This is a genomic window from Amycolatopsis sp. NPDC114505 (assembly GCF_055633615.1).
Map to the genome: position 1 here is coordinate 2,504,677 of NZ_JBVKDV010000001.1, position 18,264 is coordinate 2,522,940.

Consider the following 18,264-nt stretch of genomic DNA (forward strand, 5'->3'; position numbering starts at 1 on the left):
CCGAGGAGGAGAATCGTGCACAGACCCAGGCTTCTCGCCGCGGCTTTGGTCGTCCCGCTGTTCGGGGCGATCTCGGCCGTCGCGGTCCCGGTCGCGTCGGCGCAGCCCGCGCTGGCCGGCCCGGCGACCGAGTTCACCGTGCTCGCCAAGGACACGCAGAGCATCGGCACCGCCCAGCAGGCCATCCGCGCCGCGGGCGGCACCGTGCTGGAGACGAACACCGCCGTCGGCCTCATCAAGGCCAGCGCCCCGGCTACCGGGTTCACCGAGCGCGTCTCGGCGAACCGGGCCGTGTTCGGCGCGGCCAAGGCCCAGGTCATCGGCTCGCTGCCGAAGAACGGCAAGAAGGCCAAGAACGACAACGCCGAGAAGGAAGGCCGCGGCGCCGCTTCGAAGAAGGCCGCCGCCACCAAGGCCGTCGGGATGGACCCGCTGGACGACCAGCTCTGGGGCCTCAAGTCCGTCCGCTCGGACCTCTCGCGCACCAAGCAGGCCGGCAGCAAGCAGGTCAAGGTCGGCGTCATCGACACCGGCATCGACGGCACGCACCCGGACATCGCGCCGAACTTCGACGCGGCCGACTCGCGCAACTTCACCAAGGACATCCCGTTCGACGTCAACGGCGTCGAGGTCGACGGCCCGTGTGAGTTCCGCGGCTGCGTCGACCCGGTCAACCACGACGACGGCGGCCACGGCACGCACGTCGCCGGCACCATCGCCGCCGCGGCCAACGGCTTCGGCGTCTCCGGTGTCGCGCCGAACGTGACGCTGGTGAACATCCGCGCCGGCCAGGACTCGGGCTACTTCTTCCTGCAGCCGACCGTCGACGCGCTGACCTACGCCGGTGACGCGGGCATCGACGTCGTCAACATGAGCTTCTACACCGACCCGTGGCTGTACAACTGCGCCGCGAACCCGGCCGACTCGGCCGCGGAGCAGGCCGAGCAGCGCACGATCATCGAGGCGACCCAGCGCGCGTTGAACTACGCGCACAAGAAGGGCGTCACGATGGTGGTCGCGCTGGGCAACCAGCACACCGACCTCGGCGCGCCGCAGCCGGACACCACGAGCCCGGACTACCCGGCGAACTCGACGCACCCGCGTCCGGTCGACAACAGCTCGTGCCTGAACCTGCCGGTGGAGGGCAACCACACCATCGGCGTCGGCGCGTTCGGCCCGTCGCAGGCGAAGGCCGACTACTCGAACTACGGCACCGAGCAGATCTCGGTTTCCGGCCCGGGCGGGTACTTCCGCGACGGTTTCGGCACGCCGTGGTTCCGCACGGTCGAGAACGAGATCCTCTCGACGTACCCGAAGAACGTGGGTGTCGCCGAGGGCAACATCGACGCGGCGGGCAACGTGACGCCGGCGGGCGTCGCACTGGGCGTCCAGAAGGCGACGGCGGCCGACGGCCGGGTCGGCTACTACCAGTGGCTGCAGGGAACGTCGATGGCGACGCCGCACGCGACCGGCGTCTCGGCGCTGATCGTGTCCCAGTACGGCAAGAAGACCAAGGGCGAGTTCGGCCTGGACCCGGACAAGGTCCAGCGCGTCCTCGAGGGCACGGCGTCGCAGATCGCGTGCCCGGTTCCGCGCACGGTGGACTACGTGGACGAAGGCCGCGGACCGGAGTTCACGGCGACGTGCACGGGTGACCCGTCGTTCAACGGCTTCTACGGCCACGGCGCGGTCGACGCGTACTCGGCGGTGACCCATGGGTCGCAGTACCTGAAGTAGGTTTTTCGCGCGACGGCCCACCTCCGCCGGGGGTGGGCCGTTTCGCGTCTCCGGCCAGCCAACCTTCGGCCGGTGTCGCGCGTGTACACCGGGACGCGGGGGAGGTTTCGGGTGGAAGTGCGTGAACCGGCGTTACCGGTCGATCCGAGGTTGCCGGGCGAACCGATGCTCGTGGAGGTGAACGCCGCGCGCATGTGGCTGGGGCGCCGCGGGGTGGTGGTCTGGCTCCCGACCCGGCTGCTGGCCCTGCGCCTCGGGTCCCGGGAGTGGGCGGCCAAGACGACGCCGTGGGGCGTGGCCGTCGGCCTCGTGCTGGCCGCGGTGAGCCCCCTTCTCCATGAGATGCCCGGCTGGTTCGGGGTGCTCTTCGCCGCCGTCGCGGTCGTGCAGGTGGTCCGGTCGCGGGAGATCCGCCGCCGCGAAGAGCTCGCCGAACGCCTGGCGGGCACCGGTACCCCGCCGGCGCCGCGGGAGGCGGCGCGGCAGGTGGGCGGGTGGTACCTGGCCACCGCGGCGATCACGTTCCTCGGCGGCGCCGCGCTGTCCGCGGCCGAGATCGTGGTGGCGCCGTCCTTCGACGCCTTCGCGCAGACGTTCGCGCTGGCGGCCGGAGCCGCCGCGACCGTGGCGATCGCCGGGCGGATCCTGCGCGCCCCGGTCATCGCGGAGGACCCCGCCTCACTGGCCGTCGACGGCCTGCTCCGGGCCCAGGACGCCTACCGCTACGCACCGTCGGCGCTGTTCGGCGTGGTGGTGATGCCCCAGTCCGTGCACAGCCCGTTCGAGTGGTTCGCGGTGGCCTACCTGGTCGTCGTGCTGGGCCTGCAGCTGACCGGCTGGCTGCGGACGCGGTCCCGGAAGCTGCCGCCGGGTTTCTACGGCCGGTAAACCGTCGCGGCACTCCGCGCGTTTGGCCACTGACAGCTACTACGGGGGAGACGGCATGAGCACCGGAGCCGAGCAAGAGATGGGTCTGCGCTGGCTGGCGAGCCGCGGCCGGCGCGTGGCGGCGCCGACGCCGTACATCGACGCGCTGCTGCTCACCCGCAACGCCTTCACGAACCGCAGCCTGCCGTGGTTCCTGCTGTTCGGCGTGCTCGCGCTCGTCGGCGGGCTCGGCTTCGGGCAGCTCTTCGGCACGCCCCTGAGCATGGCCGTGTACTTCGCCTACTTCGCCATCCAGCTGACGATCTGGCGGGGCGTCCGGTCCCGGCAGTCGCAGCTGGCGAAGCACACCCAGCCGTGGCCCGGTCCGGCGCCGAAACCGCTCGACGCCTGGTTCGTCGCGTCGGGGGTACTGGCCTACGGCGGCGGCGCGGCGCTCGCGGTTTCGCTGCTCCCGGGGAGGTACGCCGCGGGCTGGCTGATCCTGCTCGCGATCAGCGCGCTCTGCTCGGGCGCGATCCTGACCGGCTTCCTGCGCGGCCCGGTCCTCGCCGAGGACGAGGCGTCGTTCGCGGTGTACCGGCAGGTGCAGGCGGAGAACCTCCACAGCGCGGCGCCGGCCCTGGTCGCGGTTCCGCCGCTGCTGGACGTCGTCGCCCACCGGCTGCCGCCGTCGTACACGCCGTGGCTGGTCGCGTACGCCGTGCTGGTCACGGCCGCGGAGCTGGTCGCGTACGTCCGGGGCCGCCGTCCGCTGCCACCCGGCCACTACGGCGAACCGGTCCCGCCGCAGACCGCCGTCGACTGGTCTCCACCGGCGTCCCGGTGAAGACCAGCCGGCCAGTCAGCGGTTCGACGCCTTCTTGACGAACTTCGCGAGGTCCTTGGCCTGCTGCACCCGGGTCGGCTCGTGGACGTACATCATGTGCCCGGCCGGGTAGTACGCCGTGTCGATGTTGTCGCGCAGCTCCTCCGGGATCTGCAGGTGGGCCAGCACGTGCTCGGCCGCGAAGTAGGCCGTCGCACCGTCGTAGTGGCCGAACGCCACGTGGACCTGAAGGTGCGGGTTCGCGCGCATCGCCGCGCTCACCGAGTCCACCACCGACACCGAGCGGCCCTCGAAGTCCGCGTACGACCACGCCTTGAACGTGTCCTCGTGGATGAGCTCGTACGGCAGGTCGTTCTCGTACCCGAGCTCGGCCCGCACGTAGTGGTTGAACGCCGCCGCGTACGCGCCGATCACGCGCGAGATCGACGGGTCGTCGCTCATGTGCTCGCGGCCGCCGTCCGGCTCCCAGGTCGTGAACCGGCCGTCCATCCGGCCGACCGTCAGGCCGCGGTCGCGCAGCAGCTCGGTGAAGAACCGCACGTGCTCGATCCGCAGGTTCACCCGGTCCACATAGGACTCCGTGAGCCCGGTCAGCGACGCCAGCGTGGCTACGGCTTCGGCCCGGTCTTGCGTGGACAGCCGGGCGCCACGGGAGAGGGCCCACGGCAGGTCCTTCGCCGCGAAGTCCTCGGCGTCGGCGAGGACGTCGTCGAGCGGGCGCTCGCCGTGCAGGCCGTGGTAGTGCGCGATCGCCGCGTACGTCGGCACGTACAGCGAGTACGGCAGGTCGTTGCCCTCGGTGAACCGCAGCGTGCCGAGGTCGAGCACCGACGAGATCAGCAGCAGCCCGTTGAGGTAGAGCCCGTGCCGCTCCTGCAGGTGCGCGGCCAGCCCGGCGGCGCGCAGCGTGCCGTACGACTCGCCGGCGAGGAACTTCGGCGACAGCCAGCGCTGGTGCCGCGAAACCCACAGCCGGATGATCTCGCCGACCGACTCGATGTCGCCCTTGAAGCCGTGGAAGTCCTTGGTCTCGCCGCCTTCGGACGCGCGCGAGTAGCCGGTCGACACCGGGTCGATGAACACGAGGTCGCTGTGCGCCAGCAGTGTCTCGGGGTTGTCGGCCAGCCCGTACGGCGGCGGCACGAGGTCGTCGACGTCGCCCGAGAGCACCCGGCGCGGGCCCAGCAGGCCCATGTGCAGCCAGATGCTCGACGAGCCGGGGCCGCCGTTGAAGGCGAACGTCACCGGCCGCGAGCCCGGGTCGGCGTCGTCGAGGGTGTAGGAGGTGAGGAACACCTCCGCCTTGGCCTTGTGCCCCTCCGACTTGCCGTCCTTGACGATCTCCCTGCGGAGGACGATCCGGCCCGTCTTGGCCGTGTAGGAAAGCTTCTTCCGCTTCACGGTGATCGTGTGCCGAGTCGTGACGATGTCGTCGGTCGGCTCGGCCGGGATCTCCGTCGTCTCCGGAGCCTTCTTTTCGGGAGCCTCTTCGGGGGTCGTGTCCGCCATGGACCCAACCTAGTTGTGGCAGGGTGACTTGGTGCACACCGGGGACTGGCCGAAGACGGCGGAGGACGCGCTCGCCGTGCAGGAACGGCTGCGCGGCCTGGTCGACCTCACCGACGACCTCCCGGAGCGGCCGCCGACGGTGACCGGCCTCGACGTCGCCTACGACGGCGCCGACGGGATCGCCGCGGCCGTCGTCACCCTCGAGACCACCGGGCTCACCGTGGTCGAGCGGCGGACGCACCGCGCGCGGGCCGTCTTCCCCTACGAGCCGGGCCTGTTCGCCTTCCGCGAGCTGCCGCCGCTGCTGGCCGCGCTCGAGCGGCTGGACCACGAGCCGGACGTCCTGGTCTGCGACGGCCACGGCCTCGCCCACCCGCGGCGCTTCGGCCTCGCCTGCCACCTCGGCGTGCTGACCGGCCGGCCCGCGTTCGGCGTCGGCAAGACGCGGTTCGTCGGCACGCACGACGCTCCCGCGGCGTCCCGGGGCGCTTCGGTGCCGCTGGTCGACGCCGGGGAAGAGGTCGGCGCGGTGCTGCGGACCCAGGACGGCGTCAAGCCGGTCTACGTCTCGGCCGGGCACCGGATCGACCTGGCGCACGCCTGCCGGCTCACGCTGGCGCTGACCCCGCGCTACCGCCTCCCCGAGACGACGCGCCAGGCCGACCGGCTGTCCCGGGCGGCGCTGAAATGAGGTCGCTCGCGGAACTGGACGCCGCTGTCGCCGGGTGCCGCGCCTGCCCGCGGCTGGTGACCTGGCGCGAAGGCGTCGTGGGCACGAAGGCGGCGTTCCGCGGCGAGGAGTACTGGTCGCGGCCCGTGCCGGGCTTCGGGCCGCCGGACGCGTCGATCGCGGTCGTCGGGCTGGCGCCCTCGGCGCACGGCGCGAACCGCACCGGCCGGATGTTCACCGGCGACCCGTCGGGTGACTTCCTCTTCCGGGTGCTGCACGAGGTCGGGCTCGCGTCGCAGCCGACGTCGGAGCGGCTCGGCGACGGCCTCGAGCTCTACCGCACCCGGCTCGTCTCGCCCGTGCGCTGCGCCCCGCCGGACAACAAGCCGACGCCGGCCGAGCGCGACACCTGCCGTCCGTGGCTCGCGGAGGAGCTCACGCTGTTACGTCCGACACTGCGCGCGATCGTCGTGCTCGGCGCGTTCGGCTGGCAGGCGTTACTGCCCGTGCTCGCCGCGGCCGGCTGGCCGGTGCCCCGACCGCGTCCGGCGTTCGCGCACGGCGCCGTCGTCGAACTGGACGACCTGCGACTTTTCGGCTGTTACCACGTGTCGCCGCGGAATGTCCAGACTCGGCTCGTGACCCACGCCATGGTGGCCGACGTGTTCCGGGCCGCGACCTCGGTGACACGTCCGAACTGAATCGTTACGGAAACCGCAGCGACGCTGGTCACAGCGAGATGGGGTCCCCGAGCGAGGCGCTCCGGAAGGTGTCACCATGAGGACATGGCTGCTGCGAAGTCGAAGTCGGAACCGACTCGGATCCTCGTCCTCGGTGGTGGGTACGTCGGGCTCTACACGGCGTACGGCCTCCAGAAGATGCTCCGGGCCAACGAGGCCTCCGTGACCGTCGTTGACCCGCAGCCCCACATGACCTACGCGCCGTTCCTCCCGGAGGCCGCGGCCGGCGCGATCGAGCCCCGGCACGTGGTCGTGCCGCTGCGCCGCGTGCTCAAGCGCTGCCACGTGCTGACCGCGCGCGTCACCAAGATCGAGAACGACAAGAAGTCCGTCACGGTCGAGGCGGCCGACGGCCACATCGAGCAGCTGGGCTACGACATCCTGGTCGTCGCGCTCGGCGCCGTCGCCCGCATCCTGCCGATCCCGGGCCTGGTCGAGCAGGGCATCGCCTTCAAGACCATCGGCGAGGCGATCTACCTCCGCAACCACATCATGACCAAGCTCGACGAGGCCGCCAGCACGCTCGACCCCGAGCTGCGCAAGCGCCTGCTGACGTTCACCGTCGTCGGCGGCGGGTTCGCCGGCATCGAGGCGCTGGCCGAGCTCGAGGACATGACCCGGTTCGCGGTCGAGAACTACTACCCGAACATCCAGCCGGCCGACGTCCGCTGGGTGCTCGTCGAGGCCGCCGGGCGCATCCTGCCCGAGGTCCGCGAGACCCTCGGCGTGTATACGGTCGAGCAGCTGGAGAAGCGCGGCATCGAGGTCTACCTGTCTACGGCGGCGAAGTCGTTCGAAAACGGCCACGTCGTGCTCTCGGACGGCACCGAGTTCGACACCGACACGCTCATCTGGACCGCCGGCGTGAAGGCCAACCCGGTGCTGGCCAACTCGGACCTGCCGCTCGACAAGCGCGGCCGCCTCGAGGCGACGGCCGCCATGCAGGTCGTCGGTCACCCGGAGGTGTGGACCGCGGGCGACAACGCGGCGATCCCGGACCTCTCGCGCACCGAAGAGGACCCGACGGCGACGTGCCCGCCGAACGCGCAGCACGCGGTCCGCCAGGCGACGCTGCTGGCGAAGAACATCATCAAGGTGATCCGCGGCGGCAAGCCGAAGGACTACTACCACAAGAACCTCGGCGCGGTCGCGAGCCTGGGCCTGCACAAGGGCGTCGCCGACGCGCTGAACCTGAAGATCAAGGGCTTCCCGGCCTGGCTCTTCCACCGCGCGTACCACCTCAAGGCGATGCCGACGTGGAACCGCAAGATCCGGATCCTCTTCGACTGGATCCTCGGCGGGCTGTTCCGGCGTGAGGTGATCTCGCTCGGGCAGATCAACAACCCGAAGGACGAGTTCGCGCGCGTCTCGAAGTCCTGAGTCCGGCTCGGTGGCGCCGGTAATGTCCGTCCGGTGAAGCCACCGATCCAGTCCGACCCGCCGAAGCCGGGGCTCGATCCGCTGGAGCTCGCGCAGGACGTCCTGGCCCGGATCGAACGCGCCAACGAGTACGCCCGCAGCCGGAAGTCCCGCTTCCGGCGGCGGGCGGTGTCGATCCGGTTGGTGGCGCTGGCGCTCTCGGCGACGTCGACGATCATCCTCGGGCTGCAGAACCTCGACGGCTGGACCGGGACGGCGTTCGCGCTCGTCGCGGTCGTCACCGTGGTGAGCGCGCTCGAGCCGTTCTTCGCGTGGCGGTCGCTCTGGGTGCTGATGGAAGAGGTCCAGTCGCGCTTCTACCGGCTGCGCGACGACCTCGGGTTCTACGTCGCGTCGACGCCGCCGGAGGAGCTCGACGTCGAGGTGATCCGCGCGAAGTTCGACGACTACCAGCGCGTCTGGGACCTGGTCGGGCAGCGCTGGCTGGCGTACCGCCGCGCCGACGAGACGTCCGGCAAAAGCGGCGGTTAAGGGCTTTTTGGGGCTATTGCGGGGAAAAATCCGGCTGTGTGCCGGTGAGCGACATGGTCTGGACAACTGGGCCGATGAGCGGGTAAACCCTTTCTTCACAACGCGGAATAAGTCCGCTCCGGCTCCTCTCCCCACGGTCCCCCTTGGAGCTTTGCCATGCCCTTTTCCCGTACCAAAGCGGCACTCGTGGCGGCGCTGCCCGTCGTCGCCGCGCTCGCACTGACACCGTCCGCCGCCGCCGCGGCCACGCCCGCCTTCCCCGCCCACTACGCGGCGCCGTACCTGCAGATCAGCGACGGTGACGCCGGCCAGATGGCCGCGGACATGAACGCGACCGGCACGAAGTTCTTCACGCTGGCGTTCCTGACCCCGCAGTCCGGCTGCACGCCGGTCTGGGAGGCGAACGGCACCGGCGTCGGCTCGTTCAAGTCGCAGATCACCGCCCTGCAGTCGGCGGGCGGCAACGTCATCCCGTCGTTCGGCGGCGCGGAAGGCGGCGAGCTGGCCCAGACGTGCACGACCACGTCGAGCCTGACCGCGGCGTACGCCAACGTCGTCAACACCTACGGCACGCCGCGCCTCGACTTCGACATCGAGGGCGGCGTCCTGAACGACACGGCGTCCAACCAGCGCCGCAACTCGGCACTGGCGGCACTGCAGCAGCAGAACCCGGCGGTCCAGGTCGACTACACGCTGGCGGTCGACCCGACGGGCCTGCCGTCGAAGGAGCTCGACCTCCTGCGAGATGCGAAGAGCAAGGGCGTCAAGGTCAGCGTGGTCAACCTGATGGTGATGGACTTCTACGACGGCCAGCCGGTCCTGGGCGACGCCCTCTCGGCCGCGCGGGCATCGGCGTCCCAGCTGGCAAGCCTGTACGGGATTTCGACGTCGGCGGCGTACGCGATGATGGGCCTGACGCCGATCGCCGGCCGCAACGACGACGGAGCGCAGTTCAGCCAGTCGGACGCGCAGCAGCTGGAGACGTTCGCGGCGTCCAACGGAGTGGCAGAGCTGTCGTTCTGGGAGTTGCAGGACTACGACCGGGCAACGGGCTACGCGTACTCGCGCATCTTCAACGCGATCACGGGCGGCGGCACGACGACCCCGCCCCCGGCCGGCGGCGGAACGATCACAGGCTACGGCGGCAAGTGCGTCGACGTGGCGGGTGCTTCTTCCGCGAACGGCACTGTGGTGGATTTGTACACGTGCAACGGAACGGGCGCACAGCAGTGGACGGCGACGTCGGGCACGTTGCGGGCGTTGGGCAAGTGCCTGGACGTGAACGCGGCAGGCACGGCGAACGGGTCGCGCGTGCAGCTGTACGACTGCAATGGGACTGGTGCGCAGCAGTGGACGGCGTCGGGCAGCCAGCTGGTGAACCCGGCCTCGGGCAAGTGCCTGGACGCGACGGGCCCGAGTTCAGCGGACGGGACACCGCTGCAGATCTGGACGTGCACAGGAGCGGCGAACCAGTCGTGGACGCTCCACTGACGGCCATCACCTAGAGTGTGCGGTGCCCCCGTAGCCCAACCGGCAGAGGCAGTCGACTTAAAATCGACAAAGTGCGGGTTCGAACCCCGTCGGGGGCACCATTCACGCTTGGGGTGCCAAGAGTCGCAGGTGGAGCGCAGTCTTACTTGGCCGTAATCGTTTGCTGGCAGATCAGGGTACGAAGTTCGGCCGGCGTGAGCCACTGGCTTCCGCGGTGAATCATGCGGTGGCAGTTGGCGCAGAGCACCGCCAGATCCTTGAGCCGGGTTTCGGTCTGGCCGGTGACGTGGAGCGGGACCACGTGATGGATCTCTGCGTACCGCGCGCCTCGTTGTCCGTATGTCCGCTCGAAGTCGAACGTGCAGACCTCGCACTCGAGGTGGCCGTGTGCGGCGACGACAGTGTCGATCTTCTTTGCGCGCAGCTTCGGGTTCCGCTCCCGGCGCAAATGGAGAAGCGTGAGGACGCGTCCCTCGGCGATCGCTTCTTCTTCGTCGATGTCGACAGCGGTCGGCAACGAGGTCAGTGTTCCCGACACGATGCCGGCGCGGATTGCCTCCGCCTGTTCGTGCATCTCGTCGGGGCGGCTCAGGAATGCGTCCAAGACGAGTTTGTCCAGCTTGCCGCCCCTGGTCGGCTTGCCGGTGTAGGCGGGGTGCTGGGTGGCGATGTCCGAGGTCTTGCGCTGCACGCTGTTGGGGTTGCGGAAAGTCGGTCCCCTGGTTTCCGGCGGGTGCAGCGGAAGCGCTTGCAGGAGCCGGGAAAGCTCGGTCGCGCGCGGGTCCTGGGCGCGGACGAGGTGCCAGTCGTTCTGCATGACCGAGTCGCAGGCAAGGACCAGCTCGGCTTCGAGCCAGGCGGGGCTGCGCGAGGCGCGAACCTCGAACTCCAAGCGCTGGAGCACCTTGACGACGGTTTCCAGCCCGCCCGAGAAATCGGCGGCCGCGAGGGGCTGCTTGCCGTCCAGGTACCCGTGTGCGACGCCGACGATTGCTTTCGAGTCGTATTCCCGGCCTTCATGGATCAGCAGGTATGCGCGCGCCGGCCCGAACCCGTGTTCGGCCAAGAAGGCCTCGGGTCCGAGCCGGTCGTGCTCAGCGAGGGCCGCAAGGATGGCTTCGCGGGTGACCTCGTGGATGCTCACGACGAAAAGTTAGCTGTCGGAAAGCAACCTCAGGGCGGCCAAATGGACCCCTGTTGATTGATCCAAATGGTCTACGTTAGGCGTGGATCGTCACCGGGAACTTCGACGGGCCGCGCAAGTTGATCCGGCCGTTCCACTCCAGCTCGCCCGCGAAACCCAGCTGCGGGAACCGCTGCGCCAGCCGACCCACCGCGACTTGACCCTCCAAACGAGCCAACGCCGCACCCAAGCAGTGATGCGGACCCGCGCCGAACGACACCTGGTGGCGGGCCTCCGGGCGGTCCAGGCGCAGCTGGGCCGCGTCCGGGCCGAAGAACCTCTCGTCGCGGTTTGCCGAACCCAGACACGCCAGTACGAACGTTCCCGCGGGGATCTCGCGGCCCGCCACCTCGTACGGGGATGTCGTCACACGACGCGTCTGCTGGACCGGTGAGTCGAACCGCAGGAACTCCTCCACCGCGTTCGACGCCAGGTCCGGCTGGGACCGCAGCAACTCCAGCTGCGCAGGATTCCGCAGCAACGCGTTCACGCCGTTCGCGATCAGGTTGACCGTTGTCTCGTGGCCGGCCACGTACAACAACACCACCTGGGCCACCAGCTCGTCGCCGTCCAGGACCTGGCCGTCGTGCTCTGCCTGGATCAACGCCGTCAGCAAATCCTCCGCCGGGTGGTCGCGTTTCCAGGCGATCACTTCGCGGGTGATCGCGCTCAGCTCCGCGTCCGCCGCCATGATCGCGCGGGCCGTTTCCTCGTCGGCCACGATCTCCAGTGAGCGGACCAGGGTTCCGCTCAGCTCGCGGATGCGGGAATGGTCCGTCGGGGGCATGCCGAGCATCTCGGAGATCACCGCGAACGGGAGCGGGAACGCCAGCTCCTCGACCAGGTCCGAGTCGCCCTTCTCGGCCATGCGGTCCAGTGCCGCGTCCACGAGCCCCACGATCTTCGGCTCCAGGGCCGCCACCGCGCGGCGGGTGAACACCTTCGTCACCAGCGAACGCAAGCGCGTGTGGTCGGGCGGGTCGCGGTCGAGCATCGAAAGGTTCAGCGCGCCCGGGTCGGCGTCCGGGGTGAGCGCGGTGGCCTGGTCGAGCAGCGGCCCGGGGGCCAGGTTGCCGACCTCCACCGAGAGCCCGGCGCGAAGCAGCGCCGAGACGTCTTCGTAGCGCGAGACGAACCAGAAGCCCAGCGGGTGCTCCTGCACCGGGTCCTCGTCGCGCAGCTTCTTGTACTGCGCGTACGGATCTTCGAAGAAGCCGGGCGCGAACGGGTTGAACAGCAGATCGTCGACGTCGGTCATGACTACCCCCACATGCACTGTGTCGGTGACATGCACAGTGTATGTCCTATGCTTTGCGCATGTCGACCGTGAAGAGCCGGCGGGAGCAGTACTCCGAGGCCACCCGGGCCGCCCTGCTGGCGGCGGCCACCCGCCGGTTCGCCGAGCACGGCTTCTCCGGGACGGCGCTCGAGGACATCGCCGGCGACATCCAGGCCACGCGCGGCGCGATCTACCACCACTTCGCCAGCAAGACGGCGTTGTTCGAGGCGGTCTTCGCGCACCTCGAGACCGAGGCGATGGAGCTGTCCGCGGCCGCGGCGGCGCGGGGAGCGGACCCCTGGTCGGCGGCCTTCGCGGCCCTCGACGTCTTCCTCGACCGCTGCTGCGACCCCGTCTACGGCAAGCTCGTCTGGCAGGAAGCGCCGCTGGCACTCGGCTGGCTGCGCTGGCAGGCGGCCGAGGAGCAGTACGCCTACGGGCTCGTCGAGCAGCTGATCAAAGCCCTGATCGACGACGGCGAAATCGACGACCAGCCGCTGGAGACCACGACGCGGCTGGTGTTCGGCATGCTCGGCACGGCCGGGATGGCGCTGGCCGAGGCGTCCGAAGTGGACAAGCCCCGGCTCAAGGCGGAGTACGTCGCGGTCATCGGGAAGATGGCGTCGGGGTTGCGTCCTGCAAACGGCGAAGTGAGCGTTGTTTAAATCGTGACCTTGCCGTTTTCAGGCGACCGATTTATACGATTTTTCAAGCCTTTCGAGTTAATGGGGACACCCCGCGTAGCGCTTGTTGGGTCCGTGTAAGCTCCGGTCTCGCTTGACTGGGTGATCGCTCACCCGAATCGGTAGCCGCTTGCGGGGTGTGCGGTTGCCCCCGTCGTGGTTCGGGCTCGGATAGGAGATTTATGCAGGTCAGGTCCACTCTCGTGCGTGGCGGGATCGCGGCTCTCGCCGCGGCCGCCGCGGTCATGATCGGCTCTCCGGCCGCTCTCGCCGACGACGGTGCCGCGCGCGGCCGCGTCGACGAGCACGCCGGCACGGTCGGCTACCGGCTCAACCTCGGCAAGGGCGGCGACTACATCGCCGAGCTGTTCGAGATGAAGCTCTCCAACGGCAGCACGCTGAAGCTCTACTGCGTGCAGATCACCGTCGGGCTGCGCACCGACGTCGACATGGTCGAGCGTCCCTGGAACAAGTACCCGGCCGAGGGTCCGTTCAAGACGAACAGCGCGAAGATCAACTGGGTGCTGCACAACGGCTACCCGGGCACCGGCCTCGACGCGCTGGGCAAGGCGCTGAAGAAGCAGGGTGTCGAGGTCCACGGTGGCGTCTCCGAGCGTGAGGCCATCGCCGCGACCCAGGCCGCCGTGTGGCACTTCAGCGACGGCGTGAACCTGGACGCCACCAAGCCGCTGGCCGAGGAGAACTCGGCCGACGCCAACGCCGACGTCGCCGCGCTCTACGCGTACTTCACCGGTGACCAGAACAAGGGCATCGGCGAGCAGCCGAAGCCGACGCTGAACATCGCCGCGGACAAGACCGAGGGCACGGCCGGTGGCAAGATCGGCCCGTACAGCGTCGCCACCAGCGGGGACATCACCTCGCTGACCAGCCAGCTGCCCGAGGGCGTCAAGATCACCGACGCCGACGGCAAGGAGCTGAAGGGCACCGACGTCAAGGACGGCAGCAAGCTGTTCGTCGACGTCCCCGCGGGCACCAAGCCGGGCAAGGGCGCCTTCACCCTCAAGGCCACCGGCGAGCTGGACACCGGCCGCCTGTTCGTCGCGGACAACTACGCGAAGAAGCCGGCGCAGTCGCTGATCGTCGCCGACTCGGAGAAGACCGAGGTGACCGCGAACGCGGCCGCCAGCTGGACCGAGGCCGGCGTCCCGACCACCGCGCCGAGCACCACCCCGGCCGGCTCGAACGGCGGGGGCGGCGACCTGGCCAACACCGGCGTCGACGCCGCGGTTCCGTTCACCGTCGGCGGCCTGCTGCTCGGCGGCGGCGCGCTGATGCTGCTGCTGAACCGTCGTCGCAGCCGCGCGTAAGCACCAGTCAGTACCCGGGAACGGGGCCGGTCCACAGTGGACCGGCCCCGTTTTCGTGTGCTCGGGGACCCGACCATCGGATTGCGATCATCGGGGCAAAAGCGGCGAACCGCACGCGCATTGGTCTAGACTTTTCGCCCGGACGGCGAAGGGACGACGTCATGCGCGGTACGACCGTTCCGCCCGGGACGCCCTGCCAGCCAACGCGGGCGGGGGAGCTGCCGATGCACCGGCTGGAGGTGCCGGCGCCGCCCGCGCCGCCGTTCGCCGTCGGCACGTTCGACGAGGTCGGGCCGCTCTCGCGGGCGGACTTCCCGCACCGGCACACCTTCCACGAGCTGGTCCACGTCACCGGCGGCACCGGCGCGCACGTCGTCGACCTGACGCGCCGGCCGCTGCGGCCGCCGCACCTCGGCGTCATCGCGCCGGGACAGGTGCACCAGTGGGCCGATGTGCGCGGCCTGACCGGCCACGTCGTCCTGTTCACCGACGAGTTCCTCCTCGACCACCCGGCCGACCGCGAACTGTTGCGACGGCTGAGCGAACAGCCGCTGCTGGAGCTGGACCCGGAGGCCGACGCCGGCGTCACGCGGCTGGTCGCGGACCTCGTGGAGGAGCACCGCCACGGCGACGAGTCGGTCCTGCGGGCGCTGCTCCACGTCCTGGTCGCGCGGGCCGGGCGCCTGCTGGGGACGCCGCCGCCCGCGCCCGCCGGAGCGGTGGCGGCCGAGTTCGCCCGGCTCGCCGGCCGTCCCGACCTCGGGCTGTGGTCGGTGTCCGCGCACGCCGACCGCATCGGCGTCACCCCGGGGCACCTCACCGAGGCCGTGAAGGCCGCGACCGGCCGCACCGCCGCGCAGCTGCTGCGCGAGGCGCGGACGCGGGAGGCCCAGCGGTTCCTGCTCCGGACGGACCTCACCGTGCGCCAGGTCGCGACCCGCGTCGGGTTCGCCGACCCGGCCTACTTCTGCCGGTTCTTCCGCCGCGAGACCGGGCTGAGCCCCGGCGACTTCCGCCGCGGCGGGGAGAAGCACCACGACTGACCGGGCCAGTCCATCGCCGCCCAACCGGTCCGCTGCCTACGTTCGAGGGGATTCCCGACGCCCCCACGAGGAGCAGGCATGGACGAGGACACCAAGCTCAGCCGCAAGACGGTGCTGCGCGCCGCGCTGGCCGCGGGCGTCGCCGCGCCGGTCGCCCTGATCGGCGGGCCGGCGCTCGCCCGCACGACCGTCGCCACCGGTGCCGCCCCGGAACTGACCCCGGCGTGCCACGACGGCGACGAGCCGACGATCGAGCAGACCGAAGGCCCCTACTTCAAGCCGAACTCGCCGGAGCGGACCGACCTGGTCACGCCCGGCACCCAGGGCACGCGCCTGACGGTGTCCGGCTACGTGTTCGGGCGGGCCTGCCTGCCGGTGGGCCGCGTGCTGCTGGACTTCTGGCAGGCGGACGTCAACGGCGCGTACGACAACACCGGCTACACCTTCCGCGGCCACCAGTACACCGACGCCCAGGGCGCGTTCCGGCTCTCGACGATCGTGCCCGGCCTCTACCCCGGCCGCACCCGGCACATCCACGTCAAGGTCCAGGCACCCGGCCGGCCGATCCTGACCACCCAGCTCTACTTCCCGAACGAGCCGCGCAACAACACCGACACGATCTTCGACGCGCGGCTGCTGATGACCGTGCGGGACAACGGCTCGGCGAAGGAAGCCGCGTTCGACTTCGTGCTGAACGTCCCGCAGAACCCGACGTCGACCCCGCCGACGTCCACGCCGCCGACGTCGACGCCGCCCGGGGGCACCACCTGGGCGGCGGGGACGAGCTACGCGGCGGGCACCCGGGTCACCTACGGCGGCCGGGGCTACGTCTGCCTGCAGGGACACACCGCCCAGCCGGGCTGGGAACCACCGGCCGTCCCCGCGCTGTGGCGGGCGGAGTGACCCACTGAGGAGGGAGGGAACGGGCGGGTCCCCGGGCGCCGGGACCCGCCCGGCTTCCGCACGATTGGCGTCGACCCCGGCCGCGCCGGCCTGGGAAATTGGCAGGCATGACGACTTCCGCAGCGTGGTTCCGGCGCTTCCATCCGGCCACGCCCGACGCGCCGCGGCTCGTGTGCTTCCCGCACGCGGGTGGGGCGGCGAGTTCCTTCCACCCGCTCTCGGCCGCACTGGCGCCCGCGGTCGACGTGCTGGCCGTGCAGTACCCGGGCCGGCAGGACCGGCACGGCGAACCCCTGGTGGACGACCTGTTCGTGCTCGCCGACCGGCTGGCGGACGCGCTCGCCGCCGAGGTCAACGGGCCGATGGCGCTCTTCGGGCACAGCATGGGCGCCAGCCTGGCGTTCGAGGTCGCGCGGCGGCTCGAATCCTGGCCGCTCGCGTTGTTCGTGTCCGGGCGGCGGGCTCCGTCGGCGGCCGTGCCGATCCGGGACCGCAGTGACGACGAGCTGCTCGCCGACGTCCTGCGGCTGGGCGGCACCGACGACCGCGTGCTGGCGCACCCCGAGCTGGTCCGCATGGTGCTGCCGATGCTGCGCAACGACTACAAGGCCGCGGAGAGCTACCACTACCGGCCGGGGCCCGACGTGAGCTGCCCGATCTTCGCGCTCCTCGGTGATCGTGACCCGAGGGTGACGGAGGTCGAGGCGCGCCAGTGGGCGGCGTACACATCCGGTGAGTTCGGGCTGTCGACGTTCCCTGGCGCGCACTTCTACCTGAACGACCAGGTCGAGGCGGTGAGCCGCCTGCTCGGCGAGCGGCTCACCCGGTGGCCGGGTGAGCCGCTCGCGTCAGGTCAGCAGTAGAGGTTGGCGCCGGGGTCGACGCCGAGGATGGACGTGATCTGGCGGTACTTGTCGACGCGGCTCTGCACCTGGGCGGGGTTGCCGCCGTTGCACTCGATCGAGCCATTGATGCTGCGGATGGTCTCGCCGAAGCCGCGGCCGTTGACGATCGCGTTGTGCGGCGTCATCGTGCCGGGGCCGCTCTGGGTGTTCCAGTACCAGAGGCCGGTCTTCCAGGCGACGGCCGCGTTCTGCTCGACCTGCCAGGGGTTGCCGAGCAGGTCGATGCCGAGGGCGTCACCGGCGGCCTTGTAGTTGAAGTTCCAGCTCAGCTGGATCGGGCCGCGGCCGTAGTACGCGGCTTGACCCGCCGGGCAGCCGTAGGGCTGGCCGTAGTCGCAGTAGTGCGGGTAGTTGGCCGTGTTCTGCTCGACGATGTAGACCAGCCCGCCGGTCTCGTGGTTGACGTTCGCGAGGAACGCCGCGGCTTCCTGCTTCTTGACCGTGTCGCTGCCGGTGTTGGCGAAGCCGGGGTAGGCCGACAGGGCCGCGGTCAGGCCGCTGTAGGTGTAGAAGCCGTTGCGGCCGGGGAAGATCTGGTTGAACTGCGCTTCGCTGACGACGAACGAGCCCGGGTTGCCCGGGGGGTTGCCGGGGTCGGTGCCGCCGCCGCAGGAGTAGGGCTCCCAGTACCAGGTGCTGATGATCGGGTCGTAGCCCGGGTTCGCGTTTTTGGCCCGGTAGTAGCCGCCGTTAGTGTACTTCACGATCGCACCGACGTCGTACCACTGGCCCGCGACCCAGTTCGGCGCGTTGCAGGTGGTTCCGCCGCCTCCGCCGTCGCAGCTGTAGGGCTCCCAGTACCAGGTGCTGATGATCGGGTCGTAGCCCGGGTTGGCGTTCTTGGCGCGGTAATAGCTGCCGTTGGTGTACTTGACGACCGCGCCCACGTCGTACCACTGGCCCGCGACCCAGTTGGGCCCGCTGCAGGCGGCGGCGGCCGCCTGCGGGACCTGACCGGTGGCGGCGGGCACGCCGAGCACGAGTGCGGCGGCGGCGGCGAATGCTGACAGGACCGCGACAAGACGTCTTCTCAAGACTGGCTCACTCCTTCGGCCACGACGGAGTCCGGACGCGGGGGCGCCCGGTGTCGGAGGGGGGTGTGCTCGACCGGCCGGAACGAGGGTGACACCGATCACTAGAACAGATTGGTCTAGTCCAGTCAAGGATT

Annotated in this window: 17 protein-coding genes and 1 tRNA gene; 14 read left to right on the plus strand and 4 right to left on the minus strand. The window is 70.3% G+C overall.

The features are described from left to right. The first annotated feature begins 15 nt into the window (after positions 1-15). The 3 genes from ACZ7OU_RS12540 to ACZ7OU_RS12550 all read left to right on the plus strand — a co-directional run bounded on the left by ACZ7OU_RS12540 (position 16) and on the right by ACZ7OU_RS12550 (position 3,451). Positions 16-1,737 (plus strand): S8 family serine peptidase, encoded by a 1,722-nt coding sequence (locus tag ACZ7OU_RS12540; RefSeq protein ID WP_470255118.1) that lies wholly within the window; start codon positions 16-18, stop codon positions 1,735-1,737. 165 nt (positions 1,738-1,902) lie between these two features. Next, complete coding sequence (locus ACZ7OU_RS12545; protein ID WP_470255119.1) at positions 1,903-2,625, plus strand: hypothetical protein; 723 nt, start codon at positions 1,903-1,905, stop codon at positions 2,623-2,625. 55 nt (positions 2,626-2,680) lie between these two features. Next, positions 2,681-3,451, plus strand: a complete 771-nt coding sequence (locus ACZ7OU_RS12550; RefSeq protein ID WP_470255120.1) for a hypothetical protein — start codon at positions 2,681-2,683, stop codon at positions 3,449-3,451. A gap of 15 nt (positions 3,452-3,466) precedes the next feature. On the opposite strand, the gene ACZ7OU_RS12555 is transcribed toward ACZ7OU_RS12550, so the two are convergent. Next, positions 3,467-4,960 (minus strand): S10 family peptidase, encoded by a 1,494-nt coding sequence (locus ACZ7OU_RS12555; protein WP_470255121.1) that lies wholly within the window; start codon positions 4,958-4,960, stop codon positions 3,467-3,469. Between the two features lie 31 nt (positions 4,961-4,991). Here ACZ7OU_RS12555 and ACZ7OU_RS12560 point away from each other — a divergent pair, with 31 nt between their 5' ends. The 6 genes from ACZ7OU_RS12560 (at position 4,992) to ACZ7OU_RS12585 (ending at position 9,873) form a co-directional block, all read left to right on the plus strand. Then, positions 4,992-5,651 carry an endonuclease V gene (locus ACZ7OU_RS12560; protein WP_470255122.1) on the plus strand — a complete coding sequence of 220 codons (660 nt, stop codon included), beginning with the start codon at positions 4,992-4,994 and terminating at the stop codon, positions 5,649-5,651. Next, positions 5,648-6,331 (plus strand): uracil-DNA glycosylase, encoded by a 684-nt coding sequence (locus ACZ7OU_RS12565; RefSeq protein WP_470255123.1) that lies wholly within the window; start codon positions 5,648-5,650, stop codon positions 6,329-6,331. The genes ACZ7OU_RS12560 and ACZ7OU_RS12565 overlap by 4 nt, the downstream gene beginning before the upstream one ends. An 84-nt stretch (positions 6,332-6,415) precedes the next feature. Next, positions 6,416-7,750 carry an NAD(P)/FAD-dependent oxidoreductase gene (locus tag ACZ7OU_RS12570; RefSeq protein WP_470255124.1) on the plus strand — a complete coding sequence of 445 codons (1,335 nt, stop codon included), beginning with the start codon at positions 6,416-6,418 and terminating at the stop codon, positions 7,748-7,750. Between the two features lie 33 nt (positions 7,751-7,783). Continuing rightward, positions 7,784-8,281 carry an SLATT domain-containing protein gene (locus tag ACZ7OU_RS12575; protein WP_470255125.1) on the plus strand — a complete coding sequence of 166 codons (498 nt, stop codon included), beginning with the start codon at positions 7,784-7,786 and terminating at the stop codon, positions 8,279-8,281. A gap of 156 nt (positions 8,282-8,437) precedes the next feature. Further along, positions 8,438-9,772: a ricin-type beta-trefoil lectin domain protein gene (locus ACZ7OU_RS12580; protein WP_470255126.1), complete on the plus strand. Its 1,335-nt coding sequence runs from the start codon at positions 8,438-8,440 to the stop codon at positions 9,770-9,772. A 24-nt stretch (positions 9,773-9,796) separates the two neighbouring features. After that, positions 9,797-9,873, plus strand: a tRNA-Leu gene (locus ACZ7OU_RS12585). Between the two features lie 41 nt (positions 9,874-9,914). Here ACZ7OU_RS12585 and ACZ7OU_RS12590 read toward each other — a convergent pair. After that, positions 9,915-10,916 (minus strand): HNH endonuclease, encoded by a 1,002-nt coding sequence (locus tag ACZ7OU_RS12590; protein WP_470255127.1) that lies wholly within the window; start codon positions 10,914-10,916, stop codon positions 9,915-9,917. 76 nt (positions 10,917-10,992) lie between these two features. Then, positions 10,993-12,213: a cytochrome P450 gene (locus ACZ7OU_RS12595; protein WP_470255128.1), complete on the minus strand. Its 1,221-nt coding sequence runs from the start codon at positions 12,211-12,213 to the stop codon at positions 10,993-10,995. 59 nt (positions 12,214-12,272) lie between these two features. Here ACZ7OU_RS12595 and ACZ7OU_RS12600 point away from each other — a divergent pair, with 59 nt between their 5' ends. The 5 genes from ACZ7OU_RS12600 to ACZ7OU_RS12620 all read left to right on the plus strand — a co-directional run bounded on the left by ACZ7OU_RS12600 (position 12,273) and on the right by ACZ7OU_RS12620 (position 17,054). Further along, entirely contained in the window at positions 12,273-12,899 is a 627-nt protein-coding gene (locus ACZ7OU_RS12600; RefSeq protein ID WP_470255129.1) for a TetR/AcrR family transcriptional regulator, read from the plus strand. A gap of 200 nt (positions 12,900-13,099) precedes the next feature. Continuing rightward, a complete protein-coding gene (locus tag ACZ7OU_RS12605) occupies positions 13,100-14,245 on the plus strand; it encodes a thioester domain-containing protein (RefSeq protein ID WP_470241822.1) in 1,146 nt (381 codons plus the stop codon). Between the two features lie 224 nt (positions 14,246-14,469). Then, on the plus strand, positions 14,470-15,288 hold the full coding sequence (locus ACZ7OU_RS12610; RefSeq protein ID WP_470241821.1) for a helix-turn-helix transcriptional regulator: 819 nt from the start codon (positions 14,470-14,472) through the stop codon (positions 15,286-15,288). A 78-nt stretch (positions 15,289-15,366) separates the two neighbouring features. After that, complete coding sequence (locus ACZ7OU_RS12615) at positions 15,367-16,191, plus strand: dioxygenase family protein (protein ID WP_470241820.1); 825 nt, start codon at positions 15,367-15,369, stop codon at positions 16,189-16,191. A gap of 107 nt (positions 16,192-16,298) precedes the next feature. After that, the gene (locus ACZ7OU_RS12620) at positions 16,299-17,054 is read left to right on the plus strand and encodes a thioesterase II family protein (RefSeq protein WP_470241819.1); all 756 of its coding nucleotides are present in this window, start codon (positions 16,299-16,301) and stop codon (positions 17,052-17,054) included. On the opposite strand, the gene ACZ7OU_RS12625 is transcribed toward ACZ7OU_RS12620, so the two are convergent. Beyond that, on the minus strand, positions 17,045-18,076 hold the full coding sequence (locus ACZ7OU_RS12625; RefSeq protein ID WP_470242421.1) for a chitinase: 1,032 nt from the start codon (positions 18,074-18,076) through the stop codon (positions 17,045-17,047). The genes ACZ7OU_RS12620 and ACZ7OU_RS12625 overlap by 10 nt on opposite strands. Positions 18,077-18,264: the final 188 nt, after the last annotated feature.